This window comes from Hydrogenophaga sp. UC242_53 (assembly GCF_042696965.1).
Classification (GTDB): domain Bacteria; phylum Pseudomonadota; class Gammaproteobacteria; order Burkholderiales; family Burkholderiaceae_C; genus Hydrogenophaga.
The window spans coordinates 2,161,822-2,177,798 of sequence record NZ_CP170552.1; the positions used below are offsets into that span (position 1 = coordinate 2,161,822).

Sequence of the window (15,977 nt, forward strand, 5' to 3'; positions counted from 1 at the left end):
GCTTCAGCGACCAAGACATGCGCCCTTCCGACTCCACCCGCGCCGGGCCTCAGGCCACCGCATCCGTCGATGCGGTGGTGCTCAACGTCAACGGCATCGAGGTCATCTACAACCACGTCATCCTGGTGCTCAAGGGCGTCTCGCTGCAGGTGCCCCAGGGCCAGATCGCAGCCATCCTGGGCGGCAACGGCGCGGGCAAGACCACCACGCTGCGCGCCATCTCCAACCTGCTCAAGGGCGAGCGCGGCGAGGTCACCAAGGGCAGCATCGAGCTGCGCGGCGAGCGCATCGAGAACCTCTCGCCCGCCGACCTCGTGCAGCGCGGCGTGGTCCAGGTCATGGAGGGGCGCCACTGCTTCGCCCACCTCACCATCGAGGAGAACCTCATGACCGGCTCCTACACCCGCAAGAGCAAGGCCGAGGTCGCGGCCAACCTGGAGAAGGTCTACACCTACTTCCCGCGCCTGAAGACCCGGCGCACCAGCCAGGCCGCCTACACCTCGGGCGGCGAGCAGCAGATGTGCGCAATCGGCCGCGCCCTCATGACCAACCCCAGCGTGATGCTGCTCGACGAACCCTCCATGGGCCTGGCCCCGCAGATCGTCGAAGAGGTCTTCGAGATCGTCAAGGACCTCAACCAGAAGGAGAAGGTCACCTTCCTGCTGGCCGAGCAGAACACCAACATGGCGCTGAAGTACGCCGACTACGGCTACATCATGGAGAGCGGGCGCATCGTGATGGACGGCGTGGCCAGCGAGCTGCGCAACAACGAGGACGTCAAGGAGTTCTACCTCGGCATGGGCGGGGGCGAGCGCAAGTCCTTCAAGGACATCAAGAGCTACAAGCGGCGCAAGCGCTGGCTGGCGTAGGAGATACCACCATGAGCGAGCATTTCGATCACTTGGAGACCCGCTCGCAGGCCGAGCGGGAGGCCTATCTGATGAAGGCCTTGGCGCGGCAGGTCGAGCACGCCAGACGGCACACCACCGCCTATGCCGACATCCTCAAGGATGTCGACCCCGCGGCCATCAACACGCGCGAAGCGCTGGCGCAATTGCCCGTCACCCGAAAGCACGAACTGATCGCGCTGCAACGCCAAGGGCGCGCGCTGCATGGGGGCCCTTTTGGTGGCTTCTGCAGCATCGGCTACGGGCCCGGCATGTCCCGGGTCTTCGCCAGCCCGGGACCGATCTACGAACCCGAGGGCGAAGGCCGGGGCAGTTGGCGCGTCGCGCGCGCCATGCACGCCGCCGGTTTCCGGCGCGGCGACCTGATCCACAACGCCTTCAGCTACCACCTCACGCCCGCTGGCGCCATCATGGAGTCCAGCGCCATCAGCCTGGGCTGCACCGTGCTGCCCGCCGGCACCGGGCAGACAGAGCTGCAGGTGCAGACCATGGCCGATCTGGGGCCGCAGGCGTACGTGGGCACCCCGAGCTTCCTGAAGATCGTTCTGGAGCGGGCCGCCGACATGGGCGTGCCCCTGTCTTCGCTCAAGCGCGCCCTTTTCAGTGGCGAGGCCTGCTCGCAGAGCCTGCGGGGCTGGTTCCAGGAACAGGGCATTTCGGCCTTCCAGGCCTACGCCACGGCCGATCTGGGCCTGATCGCCTACGAGACCCAGGCGCTGGAGGGCATGGTGCTGGACGAAAACCTGGTTCTGGAAATCGTGCGGCCCGGCACCGGCGAGCCGGTGGCCGTGGGTGAAATCGGCGAGGTGGTCGTCACCACCTTCAACCCCACCTACCCGTTGATCCGCTTTGCCACGGGCGACCTGTCGGCCTTCCTGCCCGGCCAATGCCCCACCGGCAGGACCAATCTGCGCATCGAGGGCTGGCTGGGCCGCGCGGATCAGACCACCAAGGTGCGCGGCATGTTCGTGCACCCGACCCAGGTGGCATCGATCTCCGAGCGCTTTTCAGAGATACGGCGTGCCAAGCTGGTCGTCAGCGGCGAAATGGGCACGGACCACATGCTCTTCCAGGTCGAGGTGTCGAGACCTTCCGAAGAACTCGAGCAGCGCATCCAGGAGGCGATCCGCGAAGTCACCAAGCTGCGGGCCGAGGTGGCGCTGCTGGTGCCCGGAGCGCTTCCCGAGGACGGCAAGACCATCGAAGACCTGAGGCGCCACCGCTAGGGTCAGGCATGCGGCTCGGGCTGGCCCTCCGCACCGCCGCCTTGCCCGTCCATGCGCGCCCCCACGTGCACCTCGCCGCGCGCTTCGGCCAGCTCCACCTGGCGCTGGCGCTCCGCGAGGCGGGCTTTCTCTTCCGGGCTGCGCTGGTCGTGGCAATGGGCACAGCTCACGCCCTTGACGTAGTGGGGTGAGGCCTTTTCCTCGGGGCTCAGTGGCCAGCGGCACGAACGGCAGAGCTCGTGCGGGCCGGGCGCCAGGCCGTGGCCCACGCTCACGCGCTCGTCGAACACGAAGCAGTCGCCCTGCCAGGTGCTTTGCTCGGGCGGCACCTCTTCCAGGTACTTGAGGATGCCGCCTTCCAGGTGATAGACCTCGTCGAAGCCTCGCATCTTCATGAGGGCGGTCGACTTCTCGCAGCGGATCCCGCCGGTGCAGAACATCGCCACTTTGGGTTTCCTGCCCTCACCCTGCAAGGCCGGCTGGGCATCCAGCCAGGCCGGCAGTTCGGTGAAGGTCTTGATGTTCGGGTTGATCGCGCCCTGGAAGGTGCCGATGGCCACTTCGTAATCATTGCGCGTGTCGATCAGCACCACGTCCGGATCGGCCAGCAAGGCGTTCCAGTCCTGCGGTTTCACGTACTGGCCCACGGTCTGGTTCGGGTCCAGCCCGGGCACCCGCAGGGTGACGATCTCTTTCTTCAACCGCACCTTCATGCGGTGGAACGGCGGATGATCGCTCCAGGAGGTCTTGTGCGGCAACTGAGCCAGGCGCGGGTCGGCGCGCAGGTGGGCAAGCACCGCCAGCACCCCCTCTTCCGGCCCCGCGATGGTGCCGTTGATGCCTTCGCGCGCCAGCAGCAACGTGCCCTTGACGCCGTGGGCCTCGCAGCAGGCCAGAAGGGGTTCGCGCAGGTCGGCGTGGTCCGGCAGATCGACGAACTGGTACAGGGCGGCGGTGAGAAAGGCGGGCATGGGGGGATTATCCCGCGCCCTACAGCGGCTCGACGCGCGAGAGGTCGGGCTTCTCCAGCCACCGGGCGAACTCGTCGGCCAGCTGGCGCGCGGCGCTGGTGGCGCCGTTCCAGGCCTTCATGCGCGCCGGCAGGTCCTGCCCGTAGCGGCTGAAGTCGTCCCGGTCGGGCAGCTTGCTGTTGGGCAACTGCTTGACCCACTCCGGATCGGGCGCGATCACCAGCATGGTGTCCAGCGCCGGGCTGCTGCGGTGCCGGCCCTTCCAGGCCTTGTCGAGCCAGCCGGGCACCACGGCTTTCTGGAAGTGGGGGTACAGCACGATGGGCGATGCCGTCGGCGGCTGGTACTGCAGGTGCAGGTGGTAGTCGGTGAGACCGCCGTCCCAGTAGGTGCCCGGTGGCGCGCCCGCGATGTTGCGCACCGGGCGCAGCATGAAGGGAATCGAGCAGCTCGCCTGCAACGCGTCCATGAAGTTGTCGGCGAACATCGGTACCTGCCGCGTGCGGTAGTCGAGCGTGGCGAAAGGCAGCGGGCTCACCCCGCCCGAGCCGGACGGCACGGACGAGAACACCACCCGCTCCAGCCAGGCGCCCAACGCCTTGCGGTGCAGCGCATTGGCGGTGAAGGCGCCGAGGTAACCCAGCGGCGTGCGCAGGTGGCCTTCGTGCCGCAGCAGCAGGCGCCCCCGCGAGGTGACGATGTGCAGGCGGTAGCGGGGGTTGTGAAGGGCTTCCTCCACCCGTCCGCCGTAGAACAGCTGAAGGTTTTCACCGAAGCGCTGGCTGATCTGGCTGGCCGTGGGGCGCTTTTGCCCGGCGGGCAGGTCGTAGTGCTGGGCGATGTAGTCCCGCTCCAGCCGTTCGAAGGCTTCCACGGGGTTGTCCAGGCAGGCCGTGGCGATGCGCCAGGCGCCGATGGACGCACCGACCAGGTGCACGGCCTGATCGCTGCGCGGCAGCCACTCGCCGAACAGGAAACGATCGAGGGGGCCGAGGATCAGGCCCTTGGGGCCGCCCGCCGCCGCGGGGATGATGCCGACGTCGTGGGGACGCAGGCCATGTTGTTCGATATGCCGCCGGGCCGTGGGGCCGGCGTAGAGACGGAGCGCGGACATAGGGCTGCGATTGTCGCGCAGCCCCGGAGGTTCAAAAAGATCAGTTCGGTTCGGACGCCTCGGTGACTTCCGAATGGCGCGAAATCGACGGAATCTCTTCGGCCACCACGGTGTCGGGATCGATGCCGAGCACCAGCCCCACGGGATCCGGGTAGGTGTTGATCAGCAGCTCCGAGCGCATCTGCTGCTCTTCGGCGCGAGCGCGCCAGGAGCCGATGTGGATCACGCCGGCAATGGGCTCGTACACATCGTTGTCGAACGGCGCGGTCTGGTGGAGGATCGCGTTGATCATGCGCTTGGGGAAATGCCAGTCGCGCGCCAGCGCCGCGCCCACTTCGGCGTAGCTGTAGCCGAACAGGCCGCGCTCGGCCTTGGCGCGCTTGAGATCGAGCATGGGTACGCTGCGGTCGAGGTCGATCATGGCCTCGGGCATGCCCACGTGCATGACGAGTTCGCCGATGCCATGGATCAGGCCGGCCGTGAACGCGGTGTTCTCGTCCATCTTGATCGGCAGCGCGATGTAGCGCGAGAGGTTGGCCGTGTTGAGGCTGTAGCGCCAGAACTGATTGAGGTTGACCCCACCCACGGTGTGGAAGCCTTCGCCCAGCGAGGCGGCAATCACCAGCGCGCGCACCTTGATGAGGCCCAGCACATTGATCGCGTCGCGCGCATTGCACACCGAGCGGTGCAACCCGAAGAAGGCGGAATTGGCGGTCTTGAGCAGCTTGGCGGTCAGCACCGGATCGTCTTCGATCAACGAGGCCGCCAGCATGGCGTCGACATCTTCCTTGTCGAAGGTCTCGATCAGCTTGCGCACGACCTTGGGCGCAGACGGAAGTGCATTCGGTTGCTTGAGGAGCTTTTCGAGTTGCATGATGACCTGCCTTTGCTGAGACGTGACTGCAAGAAAGTTGTCCCTTTGTCATCGTCGCAAAGGCGACGCACTTTAGAACTTTTCAGTCAATGAATGCGCTGAGGGCCTGGCTGAATGACCATTCCGTGGGATCCTTGCCCAGCACGCTGTCCAGGTCCAGGCCCAGCGTGAGGCCGATCATGTCGGGGAAGGCGGCGCACGAGGCCGGCTTCGTCGAGCTGGATTTCCTCGGCACGGGCGCGCCAGGAGGCCAGGTGCAGCACGCCGCCGAGCGTGTCGTACACCTCGCCGTCGAACGGCGCGGTCTGGTGCTTGAGGGCGGAGACGATGGTGGTGGGGAACTGCCACTTTTCGGCCATGCCGGCGCCGACCTCGGCGTAGGTGTAGCCCAGCACCGAGCGCTCCACCTCGGCGCGGCGCAGGTCCAGCGGCGGCGTGCCCATGTCGATGGGCCCGATCACGTCGGGCATGGCGATGTGCATGATCAGGTCGCCGATGGCGTGCACCAGGCCGGCGGTGAAGGCATTGCCCTCGTTCTGGCGCAGCAGGCTGGAGAGCGAGCGCGAGATATCGGCCACCCGCAGGCTGTAGCGCCAGAACTGGACCATGTCCACGCCCGGCACGTTCTTGAAGCTTGAGCCCAGCGCCGCGGCCATCACCAGCGAGCGCACATGGGTCATGCCCAGCAGGGCCACCGCCTCTTCGGCGCTGCCGATCTGGCGGCTGACGCGGAAAAAGGCCGAGTTCGACAGGCGCAGCACGCGGGTGGTGAGCGCGGGATCGTGCGCCACCAGGCTGGCGACGCGTTTGGGGCTGGGGTCTTCCTTGTTCATCTCGGCCAGCAGGTCCGAGACGGTGCGCGACATCGCGGGCAAGGCGCGCGGGTAGTTCAGGAGGGCTTCGAGTTCCATGGGGTGGTGAAGGCCGTGCGTGCAGAAGGATTTCCGATTTCCCTCCTTATCGGCGATTCAACCGAAGACTTGAGGCCGGTGGGCCTCAAGTCTGTCGCCCCTGCCCGGCCGGGCCCCGGCGCAGGCTCAGGCGCCTTTTTTCAGCTTGGCGAAGGCCGAGGCCATGGCCGATGGCGCCGGTGGCGAGGCCGGGCCGCTGGAGCGGCCGTGTCCGCGCGAGGCTTCGAAGCGGTTGTCGCGCGGCCCATCGCGCCGGGCCGGCGCGGCGTCGAGCTTCATGGACAGGCCGATGCGCTTGCGCGCCACGTCCACTTCCATCACCTTGACCTTGACGATGTCGCCGGTCTTGACGATCTCGCGCGCGTCGTTCACGAACTTGTGCGACAGCTGGCTCACATGCACCAGGCCGTCCTGGTGCACGCCGAGGTCCACGAAAGCGCCGAACTGGGCCACGTTGCTCACCGTGCCTTCGAGGACCATGCCCTCGCGCAGGTCGCTGATGTCGTCCACGCCTTCGTTGAAACGCGCCACCTGGAAGTCCGGGCGCGGGTCGCGGCCGGGCTTTTCCAGCTCGCCCAGGATGTCCTTGACCGTGATGACACCGAAGCGCTCGTTGGCGAACAGTTCGGGCCGCAGGGTCTTGAGCATGTCGGCGCGGCCCATCAGCTCGCCCACGGGCTTGCCGGTCTTCTCCATGATCTGCTCGACCACGGCGTAGGTTTCGGGGTGCACGCCGGTCATGTCCAGCGGGTTCTCGCCGCCGCGGATGCGCAGGAAGCCCGCGCTCTGCTCGAAGGTCTTGGCGCCCAGGCCGGCCACGTCCATCAGCTGCTGGCGGCTCTTGAACGCGCCATGCGTCTCGCGCCAGCGCACCACGGCCTTGGCGCACGCTGCCCGAAAGGCCGGAGACGCGCGAGAGCAGCGGCACGCTGGCGGTGTTCAGGTCCACGCCCACGCCGTTCACGCAGTCTTCCACCACGGCGTCGAGGGTGCGCGCGAGCTCGCTCTGGTTCACGTCGTGCTGGTACTGGCCCACGCCGATGCTCTTGGGGTCGATCTTCACCAGCTCGGCCAGCGGGTCCTGCAGGCGGCGCGCGATGCTGGCCGCGCCGCGCAGGCTCACGTCCACGTCGGGCATTTCCTGCGAGGCGAATTCGCTCGCGGAATAGACCGAAGCGCCCGCCTCGCTGACCACGACCTTCTGCACACCGGTCAGGTTGGCCTTCTCCAGCAGCTTGATGAGGTCGGCGGCGAGCTTGTCGGTCTCGCGGCTGGCGGTGCCGTTGCCGATGGCGACCAGGTTCACGCCGTGCTTGCGGCCCAGCAGCGCCAGGGTGTGCAGAGCGCCGTCCCAGTCGCGCCGGGGTTCGTGCGGGTACACCGTGGCGGTGTCGACGAGTTTGCCGGTGGCATCGACCACCGCCACCTTCACGCCGGTGCGGATGCCCGGGTCCAGGCCCATCACCACCTTGGGGCCGGCCGGCGCGGCCAGCAGCAGGTCGCGCAGGTTGTCGGCGAAGACCTTGATCGCCACCGCCTCGGCGCTCTCGCGCAGGCGGGCGAACAGGTCGCGCTCGCTGGAGAGCGAGAGCTTGACGCGCCAGGTCCAGGCCACGCACTTGCGCAGCAGGTCGTCGGCGGCGCGGCCCTTGTGGCTCCAGCCCAGGTGCAGGGCGATGCGGCCTTCGGCCAGCGAGACCACGGGCGCGGCCTTGCCGGTGGTGGCGGGCACCACCTCGGGCTCGGGCAGCACCAGCTTGGCGTCCAGGATCTCCAGCGCGCGGCCGCGGAACACGGCCAGCGCCCGGTGCGACGGCACGCGGGCGATCGGCTCGTCGTAGTCGAAATAGTCGCGGAACTTCGCCACCTCGGGCGCGTTCTCGTCCTTGCCGTTCACCAGCGTGCTCTTGAGCAGGCCTTCGGTCCAGAGCCATTCGCGCAGGTTCTGCAGCAAGGTGGCGTCTTCGGCCCAGCGCTCGCTCAGGATGTCGCGCACACCGTCGAGCACGGCCGGCACGGTGGAGAAATCGGCGCCGGGCTTGCCGTCGTCCAGCACTTCTGGCGGGCGGGTGAACGCGGCGGCTTCGGCCGCCGGGTCCAGCGTGGGGTCGGCGAACAGCTTGTCGGCCAGCGGTTCGATGCCGAATTCCCGCGCGATCTGGCCCTTGGTGCGGCGCTTCTGCTTGAACGGCAGGTAGAGGTCTTCGAGTTCCTGTTTGGTCGGCGCGGCGGCGATGGCGGCGCGCAGCGCGTCGGTGAGCTTGCCCTGTTCGTCGATGCTCTTGAGCACCGAGGCACGGCGGTCTTCGAGTTCGCGCAGGTAGTCCAGGCGGTAGGACAGCTCGCGCAGCTGGATGTCGTCCAGGCCGCCCGTGGCTTCCTTGCGGTAGCGCGCGACGAAGGGCACCGTGGCTCCCCCATCCAGCAGCTCGACCGCTGCGAGCACTTGTCGTTCTTCAACCCTGATTTCTGTGGCGATCTGCCGGATGATCTGCTGCATGCACCGTCGATGTGAAAACGAGAAGCGCGCGAGTTTGCCACAGCCGTTGGGGCTACCATGGGCGCTGTTTGTGGTAGGCGCCTGACCCGTTTCCACCATGCAAGACGACCTCTTCGGCGACCCGCCTCCTCCCCCCGCGCCCCCGGCGCCCTCACCCGCCCCGGCCGCGCGCAAAAGCCTGGCCCGGGTGAATCCCGCGCCGCCCGATCCGGTGCTGCAGGCGCTGGCCGCCGCCCTGCCCGCTCGCGTGCGGCTGGGCAGCTCGTCCTGGACCTACCCCGGTTGGGCCGGCCTGGTGTGGGACACCGAATACCCCGACGCCCTGTTGTCGAAAGAAGGCCTGCGCGCCTATCGCCAGCACCCGCTGATGCGCTCGGTCAGCGTGGACCGCAGCTTCTACCGCCCGCTCACGCAGGACCAGTACGCGCGCTACGCCGCCCAGGTGCCGGACGACTTCCGCTTCGTGGTGAAAGCGCCCAGCCACGTCACCGACGCGCTGGTGCGCGGCGAGGACGGCCGGGGCGTGCAGCCCAACCCGGCGTTCCTCGACCCGGCGCTGGCGACGCAGGACTTCGTGGCGCCCGCGCTCGCGGGCCTGGGCCACAAGGTCGGCGCGCTGGTGTTCCAGCTCAGCCCGCTGCCCCGGCACCTGCTGCACAACCTGCCGCTGGTGCTGCAACGCCTGCGCAAGCTCCTGCTGGCCCAGCCGCCGCTGGCGCCCACCGCGCCCGACGGCGTGCTGGCCGTGGAGGTGCGCGACCCGCAGTGGCTGGACGAACCCTTCGTGCACGAGCTGGCCGCCGTGCTGCGCGAGGCCGGTGCCACCTGGTGCCTGTGCCTGCACGCCAAGATGCCGCGCCTGCGCGACCAGTTGCCCCTGCTGCGGGCGCTCTGGCCCGGCCCCATGGTCTGCCGCTGGAACCTCAACCCGCTGCACGGCGCCTACGGTTACGAAGACGCCCAGCGCGAGTACAGCCCCTACGACCGCATCCACGACGTGGACCAGGACACGCGCGAGCTGCTGGTGCGCACCATGGCGGGCATCGCGGGCGCCGGCCAGAACGTCTTTGTCACCATCAGCAACAAGGCCGAGGGCTGCGCGCCGCTGTCGGTGCGGGCCCTGGCCGAGGGCTTAGCGGGTGGCCCTCACCCGAAGTGAGCTGCTCAGCCCTGCCAACAGCGCGCAACCCGCCGCCAGACACAGCGCGATCGTCTCGGCCCGGCCGTCGTGCTGGTTCCAGACCGCGAAGATCGCCGCCAGGATCACCGCGCCCAGCGTCTGTCCCGTGAGCCGCGCCGTGCCCAGCATGCCGCTGGCCGCGCCGCTGCGGTGCACCGGCGCGGTGGTCACGATGGTGTGGTTGTTGGGCGACTGGAACAGCGCGAAACCCGCGCCGCACAAGGCCAGGCGCCAGCCCATCTCGAAGCTGGTGGCGTGCTCGGGCCGCAGGCCCACCAGCAGCAGGCCGGTGGCGAACACCACCATGCCGATGCCGCCCAGCCAGCCCGCAGGGTAGCGGCCGATCAGGCGGCCGGCGATCGGCGCCACGACCACGGTGGCCAGCGGCCAGGCCGTCATGATCAGGCCGGCGTCCATGTGCGAGCGGCCCTGCACTTCCAGCAGCAGGAACGGCAGGCTGAGGAAGGCCAGCATCTGCGCGCAGAAGGCCCCGAGCGACGAGCCCATGGACAGCGCGAACACGGGAATGCGCAGCAAATCCAGCGGGAACAGGGGCGCCGTCAGCCGCCGCTGGCGGCGCAGGTAGACCACCCCCACCGCCACCCCGGCGGCCAGCAAGGCCCAGCCCAGCACCGGGGCGCTGTGCGCCGCGCCACTGCGCACACCCAGGTAATCGGCGCCGACGAAGACCAGCGTGAACATGAGCACGTTGAGCGCCACGTCGATCAGCGAGAACTGGGGCGCGGCCTCGGCGCGCGTGGGGTTGTAGGGCAGCGCGCGCCGCCCCATCCACAGCGTGAGCAGGCCCAGCGGCAGGTTCAGCGCGAACAGCCAGGGCCACGACGCCACCGACAGGATGGCCGCCGCCACCGCCGGGCCGGCCATGGTGGAGGTCGCGACCACCATCGAATTGAGCGCGATGCCGCGCCCCAGGCGCGAACTCGGGTAGACCAGGCGCACGAGCGCGGTGTTCACGCTCATGATGCCGGCCGCGCCCAGCCCCTGCAGCGCCCGCGCGGCGGTGAGCATGGCCAGCGAATCCGCCAGCATGGCGGCCACCGAGGACAGCACGAACAGCAGCATGCCCACCAGGTAGACGCGGCGGTAGCCCAGCCGGTCGCCCAGCGCGGCCAGGGGCAGCAGCATCACCAGCGAAGCGATCTGGTAGGCATTGACCACCCAGATCGCCTGCGAGGCCTCGGCCTGGAGCTGGCGCGCGATGCCGGGCAACGCGAGGTTGACGATGCTGCCGTCCATCACCGACATGGCGATGCCGAGCACGATCACCAGCACGGCCTTGCCGCGCTGGGGAGACGGCAGACCGTCCTGCGCCGTCACCCGCGCGCCTCGGCGGCCAGGTGCCTCGTGGGGTCGCCCGAGAGCGTGATCCAGGTCAACGCCACGCCGATCAGCGCGCCCGTTGGCCATGCCCACCACCATGGGCAGGGGCTTGCCGGTGGCGAACAGGCTCACGATGCCCATGGCGGCCGCGCCGCCCAGCATCTGCAGGGTGCCCAGCAGCGCCGAGGCGGTGCCAGCGATGGCGCCGTGTTTCTCCAGCGCGAGCACCGAGGTGGTGGGAATGACCAGGCCCATGAAGGCGCTGGCGATGAAATACAGAATGATCAGCACCACGAGCTGGTCGCCGCCCGCGAGGTAGTAGGCCAGCATCAGCGCCATGGTCAGGCCCGAGGCGGTGGCCGCCACCTTCACCAGCCGCACCAGGCCGAAGCGCTGGCCGAGCACGCCGGTGAACTGCGAGGCGCCGATGAAGGCGATGGCGTTCAGCGAGAACGCCAGGCTGTACTGCGTGGGCGTAAGGCCGTAGTGGTTGATCAGCACGAAGGGCGAGCCGGCCAGGTAGACGAAAAACCCGGCCATGGCCGTGGCGCCGATGCCCACCAGGCCCAGGTAGTGCCAGTCGCGCAGCAGCAAGGCGTAGGCGCGCAGGGCGCTGCCCAGGCTGCTTTCCACGCGCTCGGCTTCGGTGCGGGTCTCCTGCAGCGTGCCGTAGACCAGGGCCAGCCCGGCCACGGAAGCCAGGGCCACGGCCCAGAACACGCCGCGCCAGCCGGTCAGCGCGATCACGCCGCTGCCCGCCAGCGGGGCCAGGATGGGCGAGACGCTGAACACCAGCATCAGCAGCGACATCAGGCGCGCGGCATCGGCGCCGGTGTGCAGGTCGCGCACCACGGCGCGCGGGATCGCCATGCCGGCGGCCGCGCCCAGGCCCTGCAGGAAGCGCAGCGCCACCAGGGTCTGGATGTCGGTGGCGCAGCGCGCAGCCGATGCTGGCCAGGGTGAACAGGCCCAGGCCGAAGTACAGCGGCGGCTTGCGGCCCACCATGTCGGACACCGGGCCGTAGAGCAGCTGTCCCACGCCCAGGGACAGGAAAAACGCGGTCAGGCTGAACTGCACGGCACCGACCTCGGCGCCCAGGCTGCTCCCGATGTCGGGCAGCGCGGGCAGGTACATGTCGATGGCGAAGGGGCCGATGGCGGAGAGCAGGCCCAGAATCAGGGCCATCTTGAGATAACGGGTGAAGAACATCCCCTATTGTCGCCAGGGCGCGAAGGCTTTGCCGGGGCACGGTTGGACCGTTCTGGTGTAAGGGCGGTCCAGGTGCGTCACAATTTCGCATCCCACCCCCCTACTTTCCCCCGGAGAACCCCACCATGGCCGTTGAAGGCAGCGCAGGCGACCTGCTCAAAGTCGTGACCCTGCTGGGCGCAGCGGTGGTCGCCGTGCCCCTGTTCAAGCGCATCGGCCTGGGCTCGGTGCTGGGTTACCTGGCCGCGGGCCTGGCGATCGGGCCGTTCGGCATGGGCCTGATCAGCGACCCGGCCACCATCCTGCACACGGCCGAGCTCGGGGTGGTGATGTACCTCTTCGTGATCGGCCTGGAGATGCAGCCCTCGCACCTCTGGAGCCTGCGCAAGGCCATCTTTCGGCCTGGGCAGCCTGCAGGTGGTGGTGTGCGGCTTTCTGCTCACCGGCGTCGGCCTGGCCTTCGGTTTCCCGCTGGGCGTGTCCTTCGTGAGCGCCATGGGCTTCGTGCTGACCTCCACCGCCGTGGTGATGCAGCTGCTGGGCGAGCGCGGCGACATGGCCCAGCCGCGCGGCCAGAAGATCGTCGCCATCCTGCTGTTCGAGGACCTGCTGATCGTGCCGCTGCTGGCGGTGGTGGCCTTCCTGGCGCCGCCCGACATCGGCGGGCCGGTGGCCGCCAACTCGTCGCGCTGGGGCGCGATCGGCCTGGGCCTGGGCTCGCTGGTGGCGCTCGTGGCCGCAGGCGTGTGGCTGCTCAACCCCCTCTTCCGCATCCTGGCCAACGCCAAGGCGCGCGAGGTGATGACCGCCGCCGCCCTACTGGTGGTGCTGGGCGCGGCCCTGCTGATGCAGGTCGGTGGCCTGTCCATGGCCGATGGGCGCCTTCCTGGCCGGCGTGCTGCTGTCCGAATCCACCTTCCGCCACCAGCTGGAGGCCGACATCGAGCCCTTCCGCGGCCTGCTGCTGGGCCTGTTCTTCCTGAGCGTGGGCATGTCGCTGGACCTGGCGGCCGTGGCGAGCAACTGGCCCATCATCGTGGCCGGCGTGGTGGCGATGATGCTGGTCAAGGCCCTGTGCATCTACGGCGTGGCGCGCTTCGCCCGCAGCTCGCACGCCGACGCGCTGGACCGCGCCGTGCTCATGGCGCAGGGCGGCGAGTTCGCCTTCGTGCTGTTCGCCGCCGCGCTGGGCGCCAAGGTGATCGACCCGGTGGTCAACGCCAACATGACCGCCATCGTGGTCCTGTCCATGGCGCTCACCCCGCTGGTGGTGCTGGTGCACCGGCGCTTCGCGGCCAAGGACACCGGCGTGTCCATGGACGGCATCGAGACCGTGGCCGACCGGGCCGCGAGCGTGCTGGTGATCGGCTTCGGCCGTTTCGGCCAGATCGCCAGCCAGGGCGTGATCGCCCGGGGCGCGAGCATCACCATCATCGACAACAACGTGCAGATGATCCGCGACGCCGAAGCCTACGGTTTCAAGGTCTATTACGGCGACGGTTGCCGCGCCGACGTGCTGCATGCGGCCGGCGCCCACGCGGCGCAGGCCATCCTGGTCTGCCTGGACAACAAGGAAGCCGCCACTCGCATCGCCGAGCTGGCCAAGACCGAGTTCCCGCACGCCGAGCTGCTGGTGCGCGCGTTCGACCGCGAACACGTGCTCGAGCTGCGCAAGGCCGACGTGGGCTACCTCGTGCGCGAGACCTTCGAGTCGGCCATGGCCATGGGCCGCCAGGCGGTGCTCACGCTCGGGGCCGCCGAGGAGGAAGCCGACGAGGTGATGGAGCACCTGCGCCGGCGCGACGCCGAGCGCATGGACCTCGAAGCCGCCGGCGGCCTGTTCGCCGGCCGCCAGCTGGTGCTGGGCAACCAGGTGAAGAAACAGCAGGCCGAGGGCCAGGACGCGCAGGCCCCGGCCTGAACCCTCACGGGCAGACGGCTTCGACGTTGTTGCCGTCGGGATCGATCAGGAAGGCCGCGTAGTAGGTCGGGCTGTAGTCGGGCCGCGCGCCGGGGCCGCCGTTGTCGCGCGCGCCGGCCTTCAGGCCCGCTTTGTAGAAGGCGTCCACCGCCCGGTGGTCGGAGGCGCGAAACGCGACGTGCGTGCCCGGGCCCTGGTGGCCCGGCGCCGCGTAGAGCCACAGCGCGGGGGCGTCTTTCGGCCCCAGGCCGGCATAACTGTCGTCGTGGGAGCCCAGCACGTGGCCGAGCGGCGCGAGCGCGGCTTCGTAGAAGCGGGTGCTCTTGGCGAGGTCGTTGACTTTCAGTCCGAGGTGGTCGTACATGGCGAAGGTTTCCTGCTCGATGGGTGGATGAGGCGTTCATCTTCGAGCAGGGTCGCCAGGCGGTCTTGGAGAATCTTGCGGTCTTGGGGAAGACCGTTGCGGGCGGCGCGCCGGAAGCCGCGCGGGGACAGGCCGGCCGCGCGGTGGAAGCTGCGCACGAAGTTGCTGAGGTCGGCGAAGCCCACCTCCAGCGCCACCTCGGTCACCGGGCGATCGTCCTCGGCGAGCAGCCGGGCCGCGTGCCGCAGGCGCGAGCGCACCAGGTACTGGTGCGGCGTGACGCCCAGCACCCGCGAGAACACCCGCAGGAAATGGAACGGACTCAGGGCCGCTTCGCCCGCCGCCCGGTCCAGGTCGACGGCCTCGTTCGAATGGGCCGCGATCCACGTCGCGGCCTCGACCGCGCGGCGCCGGTCGCGTTCGGCCACCGGCGCGGGCCTGAGCTCGCGGCCGCTCACCACGTCCACGAAGCGCGACGCGAACCACAGGCCCACCTCGTCCAGGCCGGCGTCGCCCTGGCCGCTGGCCACGGCCTGCGCGAGCTCGCCCAGCACCATGAGCCCGGGCAAGGGCGGCAGGCCGCCGGTGCGCCAGGTGCGGCGGTCGCCACCGACCAGTTCGACGAAGCCGGGCGAGAGGTGAAAGGCCAGGCACTCGTCGCCGCAGACCGCGTGGTCGTGCGTGCACATGAATTCGTCGCCCGGGTGGCCCACCAGCACCGAGCCGGCCACCAGCTCGTAGGCATCGCCGCCCACCCGGTAGCCGAAGGTGCCCTTGCGCACATAGGACACCGAATGGCCCTGGTGCACCTCCGTGAACGGCCGCTCGGCCGGGCCTGTGCCGCAGCGGTAGTCCACCACGCGCACCGGGCCGGCCTGCAGCTCGGTGGCGGTGATCACGGCGGCTCTCCGTCGAACAGGCCGGGCTCGTTGCCGATGCGGGCGCGCTCGATCTGCAGCATGCGCAGCTTGGTCGGCACGCCGCTGCCGCCCGAGAAACCACCCGAGCGCCCGCCCGCCGCGAGCACGCGGTGGCAAGGCACGATGGGCGCGAACGGGTTGTGGCCCATGGCCTGCCCCACCGCCCGGGCCAGGCCGGCGTCGCCCAAGGCCTCGGCCAGTTCGCCATAGGTGCGCGTTTCGCCGGGCGGTATCGCGCGGGCCAGGGCATAGACCTCGCGCTGGAACGGGGTGAGTCCGCTCATGTCGAGCGCGATCTCGCGCAGATCGCTGCGCGAGGCGCCCGCCAGCAAGGCCTGGACGCCGTCGATGGCGGCCTGCACCGGCGCGGGCGGGTGCGCGTCTTCCGGCAGCGGCGGCAGGCCCTTCAGCAGCCGCGCCCGGGTGCGCGTGGCGTCCGCTTCGGGCAACTGCACCGCCACCACGCCGTGCGGCCCCCAGGCGATGCCGATGGCACCGATGGCGGTGTCGAACAGCGTGTGGCCGCCGTCCATCGCG

At 69.4% G+C, this 15,977-nt stretch carries 11 protein-coding genes and 3 pseudogenes; 4 read left to right on the forward strand and 10 right to left on the reverse strand.

The genetic code is table 11. From position 1 onward, the window contains the following. Nucleotides 1-17 precede the first annotated feature (17 nt). Nucleotides 18-869, forward strand: a complete 852-nt coding sequence (locus ACFJI0_RS10850) for an ABC transporter ATP-binding protein (RefSeq protein WP_382324884.1) — start codon at nt 18-20, stop codon at nt 867-869. 11 nt (nt 870-880) lie between these two features. Continuing rightward, complete coding sequence (locus ACFJI0_RS10855) at nt 881-2,134, forward strand: phenylacetate--CoA ligase family protein (protein WP_382324886.1); 1,254 nt, start codon at nt 881-883, stop codon at nt 2,132-2,134. Between the two features lie 2 nt (nt 2,135-2,136). Here the strand turns inward: ACFJI0_RS10855 and ACFJI0_RS10860 are convergent, their stop codons facing one another. The 5 genes and pseudogenes from ACFJI0_RS10860 to ACFJI0_RS10880 form a co-directional block, all read right to left on the reverse strand. Beyond that, on the reverse strand, nt 2,137-3,105 hold the full coding sequence (locus ACFJI0_RS10860; protein ID WP_382157845.1) for a rhodanese-related sulfurtransferase: 969 nt from the start codon (nt 3,103-3,105) through the stop codon (nt 2,137-2,139). Between the two features lie 19 nt (nt 3,106-3,124). Continuing rightward, nucleotides 3,125-4,219 carry a patatin-like phospholipase family protein gene (locus ACFJI0_RS10865; protein WP_382324888.1) on the reverse strand — a complete coding sequence of 365 codons (1,095 nt, stop codon included), beginning with the start codon at nt 4,217-4,219 and terminating at the stop codon, nt 3,125-3,127. A gap of 40 nt (nt 4,220-4,259) precedes the next feature. Then, nucleotides 4,260-5,093, reverse strand: coding sequence for an HDOD domain-containing protein (locus tag ACFJI0_RS10870; RefSeq protein WP_382324890.1), 834 nt, complete (start codon nt 5,091-5,093; stop codon nt 4,260-4,262). Nucleotides 5,094-5,179: 86 nt separating this feature from the next. Next, nucleotides 5,180-6,004: an HDOD domain-containing protein gene (locus ACFJI0_RS10875; protein ID WP_382324892.1), complete on the reverse strand. Its 825-nt coding sequence runs from the start codon at nt 6,002-6,004 to the stop codon at nt 5,180-5,182. A gap of 126 nt (nt 6,005-6,130) precedes the next feature. Further along, nucleotides 6,131-8,504 (reverse strand): annotated as a pseudogene (locus ACFJI0_RS10880) (Tex family protein). A 97-nt stretch (nt 8,505-8,601) separates the two neighbouring features. Between ACFJI0_RS10880 and ACFJI0_RS10885 the strand changes: the two are divergent. After that, nucleotides 8,602-9,663 carry a DUF72 domain-containing protein gene (locus ACFJI0_RS10885; protein WP_382324894.1) on the forward strand — a complete coding sequence of 354 codons (1,062 nt, stop codon included), beginning with the start codon at nt 8,602-8,604 and terminating at the stop codon, nt 9,661-9,663. On the opposite strand, the gene ACFJI0_RS10890 is transcribed toward ACFJI0_RS10885, so the two are convergent. Both ACFJI0_RS10890 and ACFJI0_RS10895 read right to left on the reverse strand, forming a co-directional pair. Continuing rightward, entirely contained in the window at nt 9,637-11,022 is a 1,386-nt protein-coding gene (locus tag ACFJI0_RS10890; RefSeq protein ID WP_382324896.1) for an MFS transporter, read from the reverse strand. The genes ACFJI0_RS10885 and ACFJI0_RS10890 overlap by 27 nt on opposite strands. Further along, nucleotides 11,019-12,235, reverse strand: a pseudogene (locus tag ACFJI0_RS10895) (multidrug effflux MFS transporter). The gene ACFJI0_RS10890 and the pseudogene ACFJI0_RS10895 overlap by 4 nt, the downstream one beginning before the upstream one ends. Nucleotides 12,236-12,360: 125 nt before the next feature. Between ACFJI0_RS10895 and ACFJI0_RS10900 the strand changes: the two are divergent. Then, nucleotides 12,361-14,156: pseudogene (locus ACFJI0_RS10900) on the forward strand (monovalent cation:proton antiporter-2 (CPA2) family protein). Nucleotides 14,157-14,160: 4 nt separating this feature from the next. Here the strand turns inward: ACFJI0_RS10900 and ACFJI0_RS10905 are convergent. From ACFJI0_RS10905 to ACFJI0_RS10915, 3 genes are read right to left on the reverse strand one after another with little or no spacing between them, the layout of a single operon-like run. After that, entirely contained in the window at nt 14,161-14,520 is a 360-nt protein-coding gene (locus tag ACFJI0_RS10905; RefSeq protein WP_382324898.1) for a VOC family protein, read from the reverse strand. Continuing rightward, the gene (locus ACFJI0_RS10910) at nt 14,499-15,419 is read right to left on the reverse strand and encodes a helix-turn-helix domain-containing protein (RefSeq protein WP_382324900.1); all 921 of its coding nucleotides are present in this window, start codon (nt 15,417-15,419) and stop codon (nt 14,499-14,501) included. Before ACFJI0_RS10910 ends, ACFJI0_RS10905 begins: the two co-directional genes overlap by 22 nt. After that, nucleotides 15,416-15,973 (reverse strand): methylated-DNA--[protein]-cysteine S-methyltransferase, encoded by a 558-nt coding sequence (locus ACFJI0_RS10915; protein ID WP_382157822.1) that lies wholly within the window; start codon nt 15,971-15,973, stop codon nt 15,416-15,418. Before ACFJI0_RS10915 ends, ACFJI0_RS10910 begins: the two co-directional genes overlap by 4 nt. Between the last annotated feature and the right edge of the window lie 4 nt (nt 15,974-15,977).

Coding starts and splice junctions, on each gene's coding strand:
- ACFJI0_RS10860 (WP_382157845.1), bottom strand. CDS start 3,105: ATGCCCGCCTTTCTCACCGCCGCCCTGTACCAGTTCGTCGATCTGCCG.
- ACFJI0_RS10885 (WP_382324894.1), top strand. CDS start 8,602: ATGCAAGACGACCTCTTCGGCGACCCGCCTCCTCCCCCCGCGCCCCCG.
- ACFJI0_RS10855 (WP_382324886.1), top strand. CDS start 881: ATGAGCGAGCATTTCGATCACTTGGAGACCCGCTCGCAGGCCGAGCGG.
- ACFJI0_RS10905 (WP_382324898.1), bottom strand. CDS start 14,520: ATGTACGACCACCTCGGACTGAAAGTCAACGACCTCGCCAAGAGCACC.
- ACFJI0_RS10865 (WP_382324888.1), bottom strand. CDS start 4,219: ATGTCCGCGCTCCGTCTCTACGCCGGCCCCACGGCCCGGCGGCATATC.
- ACFJI0_RS10875 (WP_382324892.1), bottom strand. CDS start 6,004: ATGGAACTCGAAGCCCTCCTGAACTACCCGCGCGCCTTGCCCGCGATG.
- ACFJI0_RS10915 (WP_382157822.1), bottom strand. CDS start 15,973: ATGGACGGCGGCCACACGCTGTTCGACACCGCCATCGGTGCCATCGGC.
- ACFJI0_RS10870 (WP_382324890.1), bottom strand. CDS start 5,093: ATGCAACTCGAAAAGCTCCTCAAGCAACCGAATGCACTTCCGTCTGCG.
- ACFJI0_RS10850 (WP_382324884.1), top strand. CDS start 18: ATGCGCCCTTCCGACTCCACCCGCGCCGGGCCTCAGGCCACCGCATCC.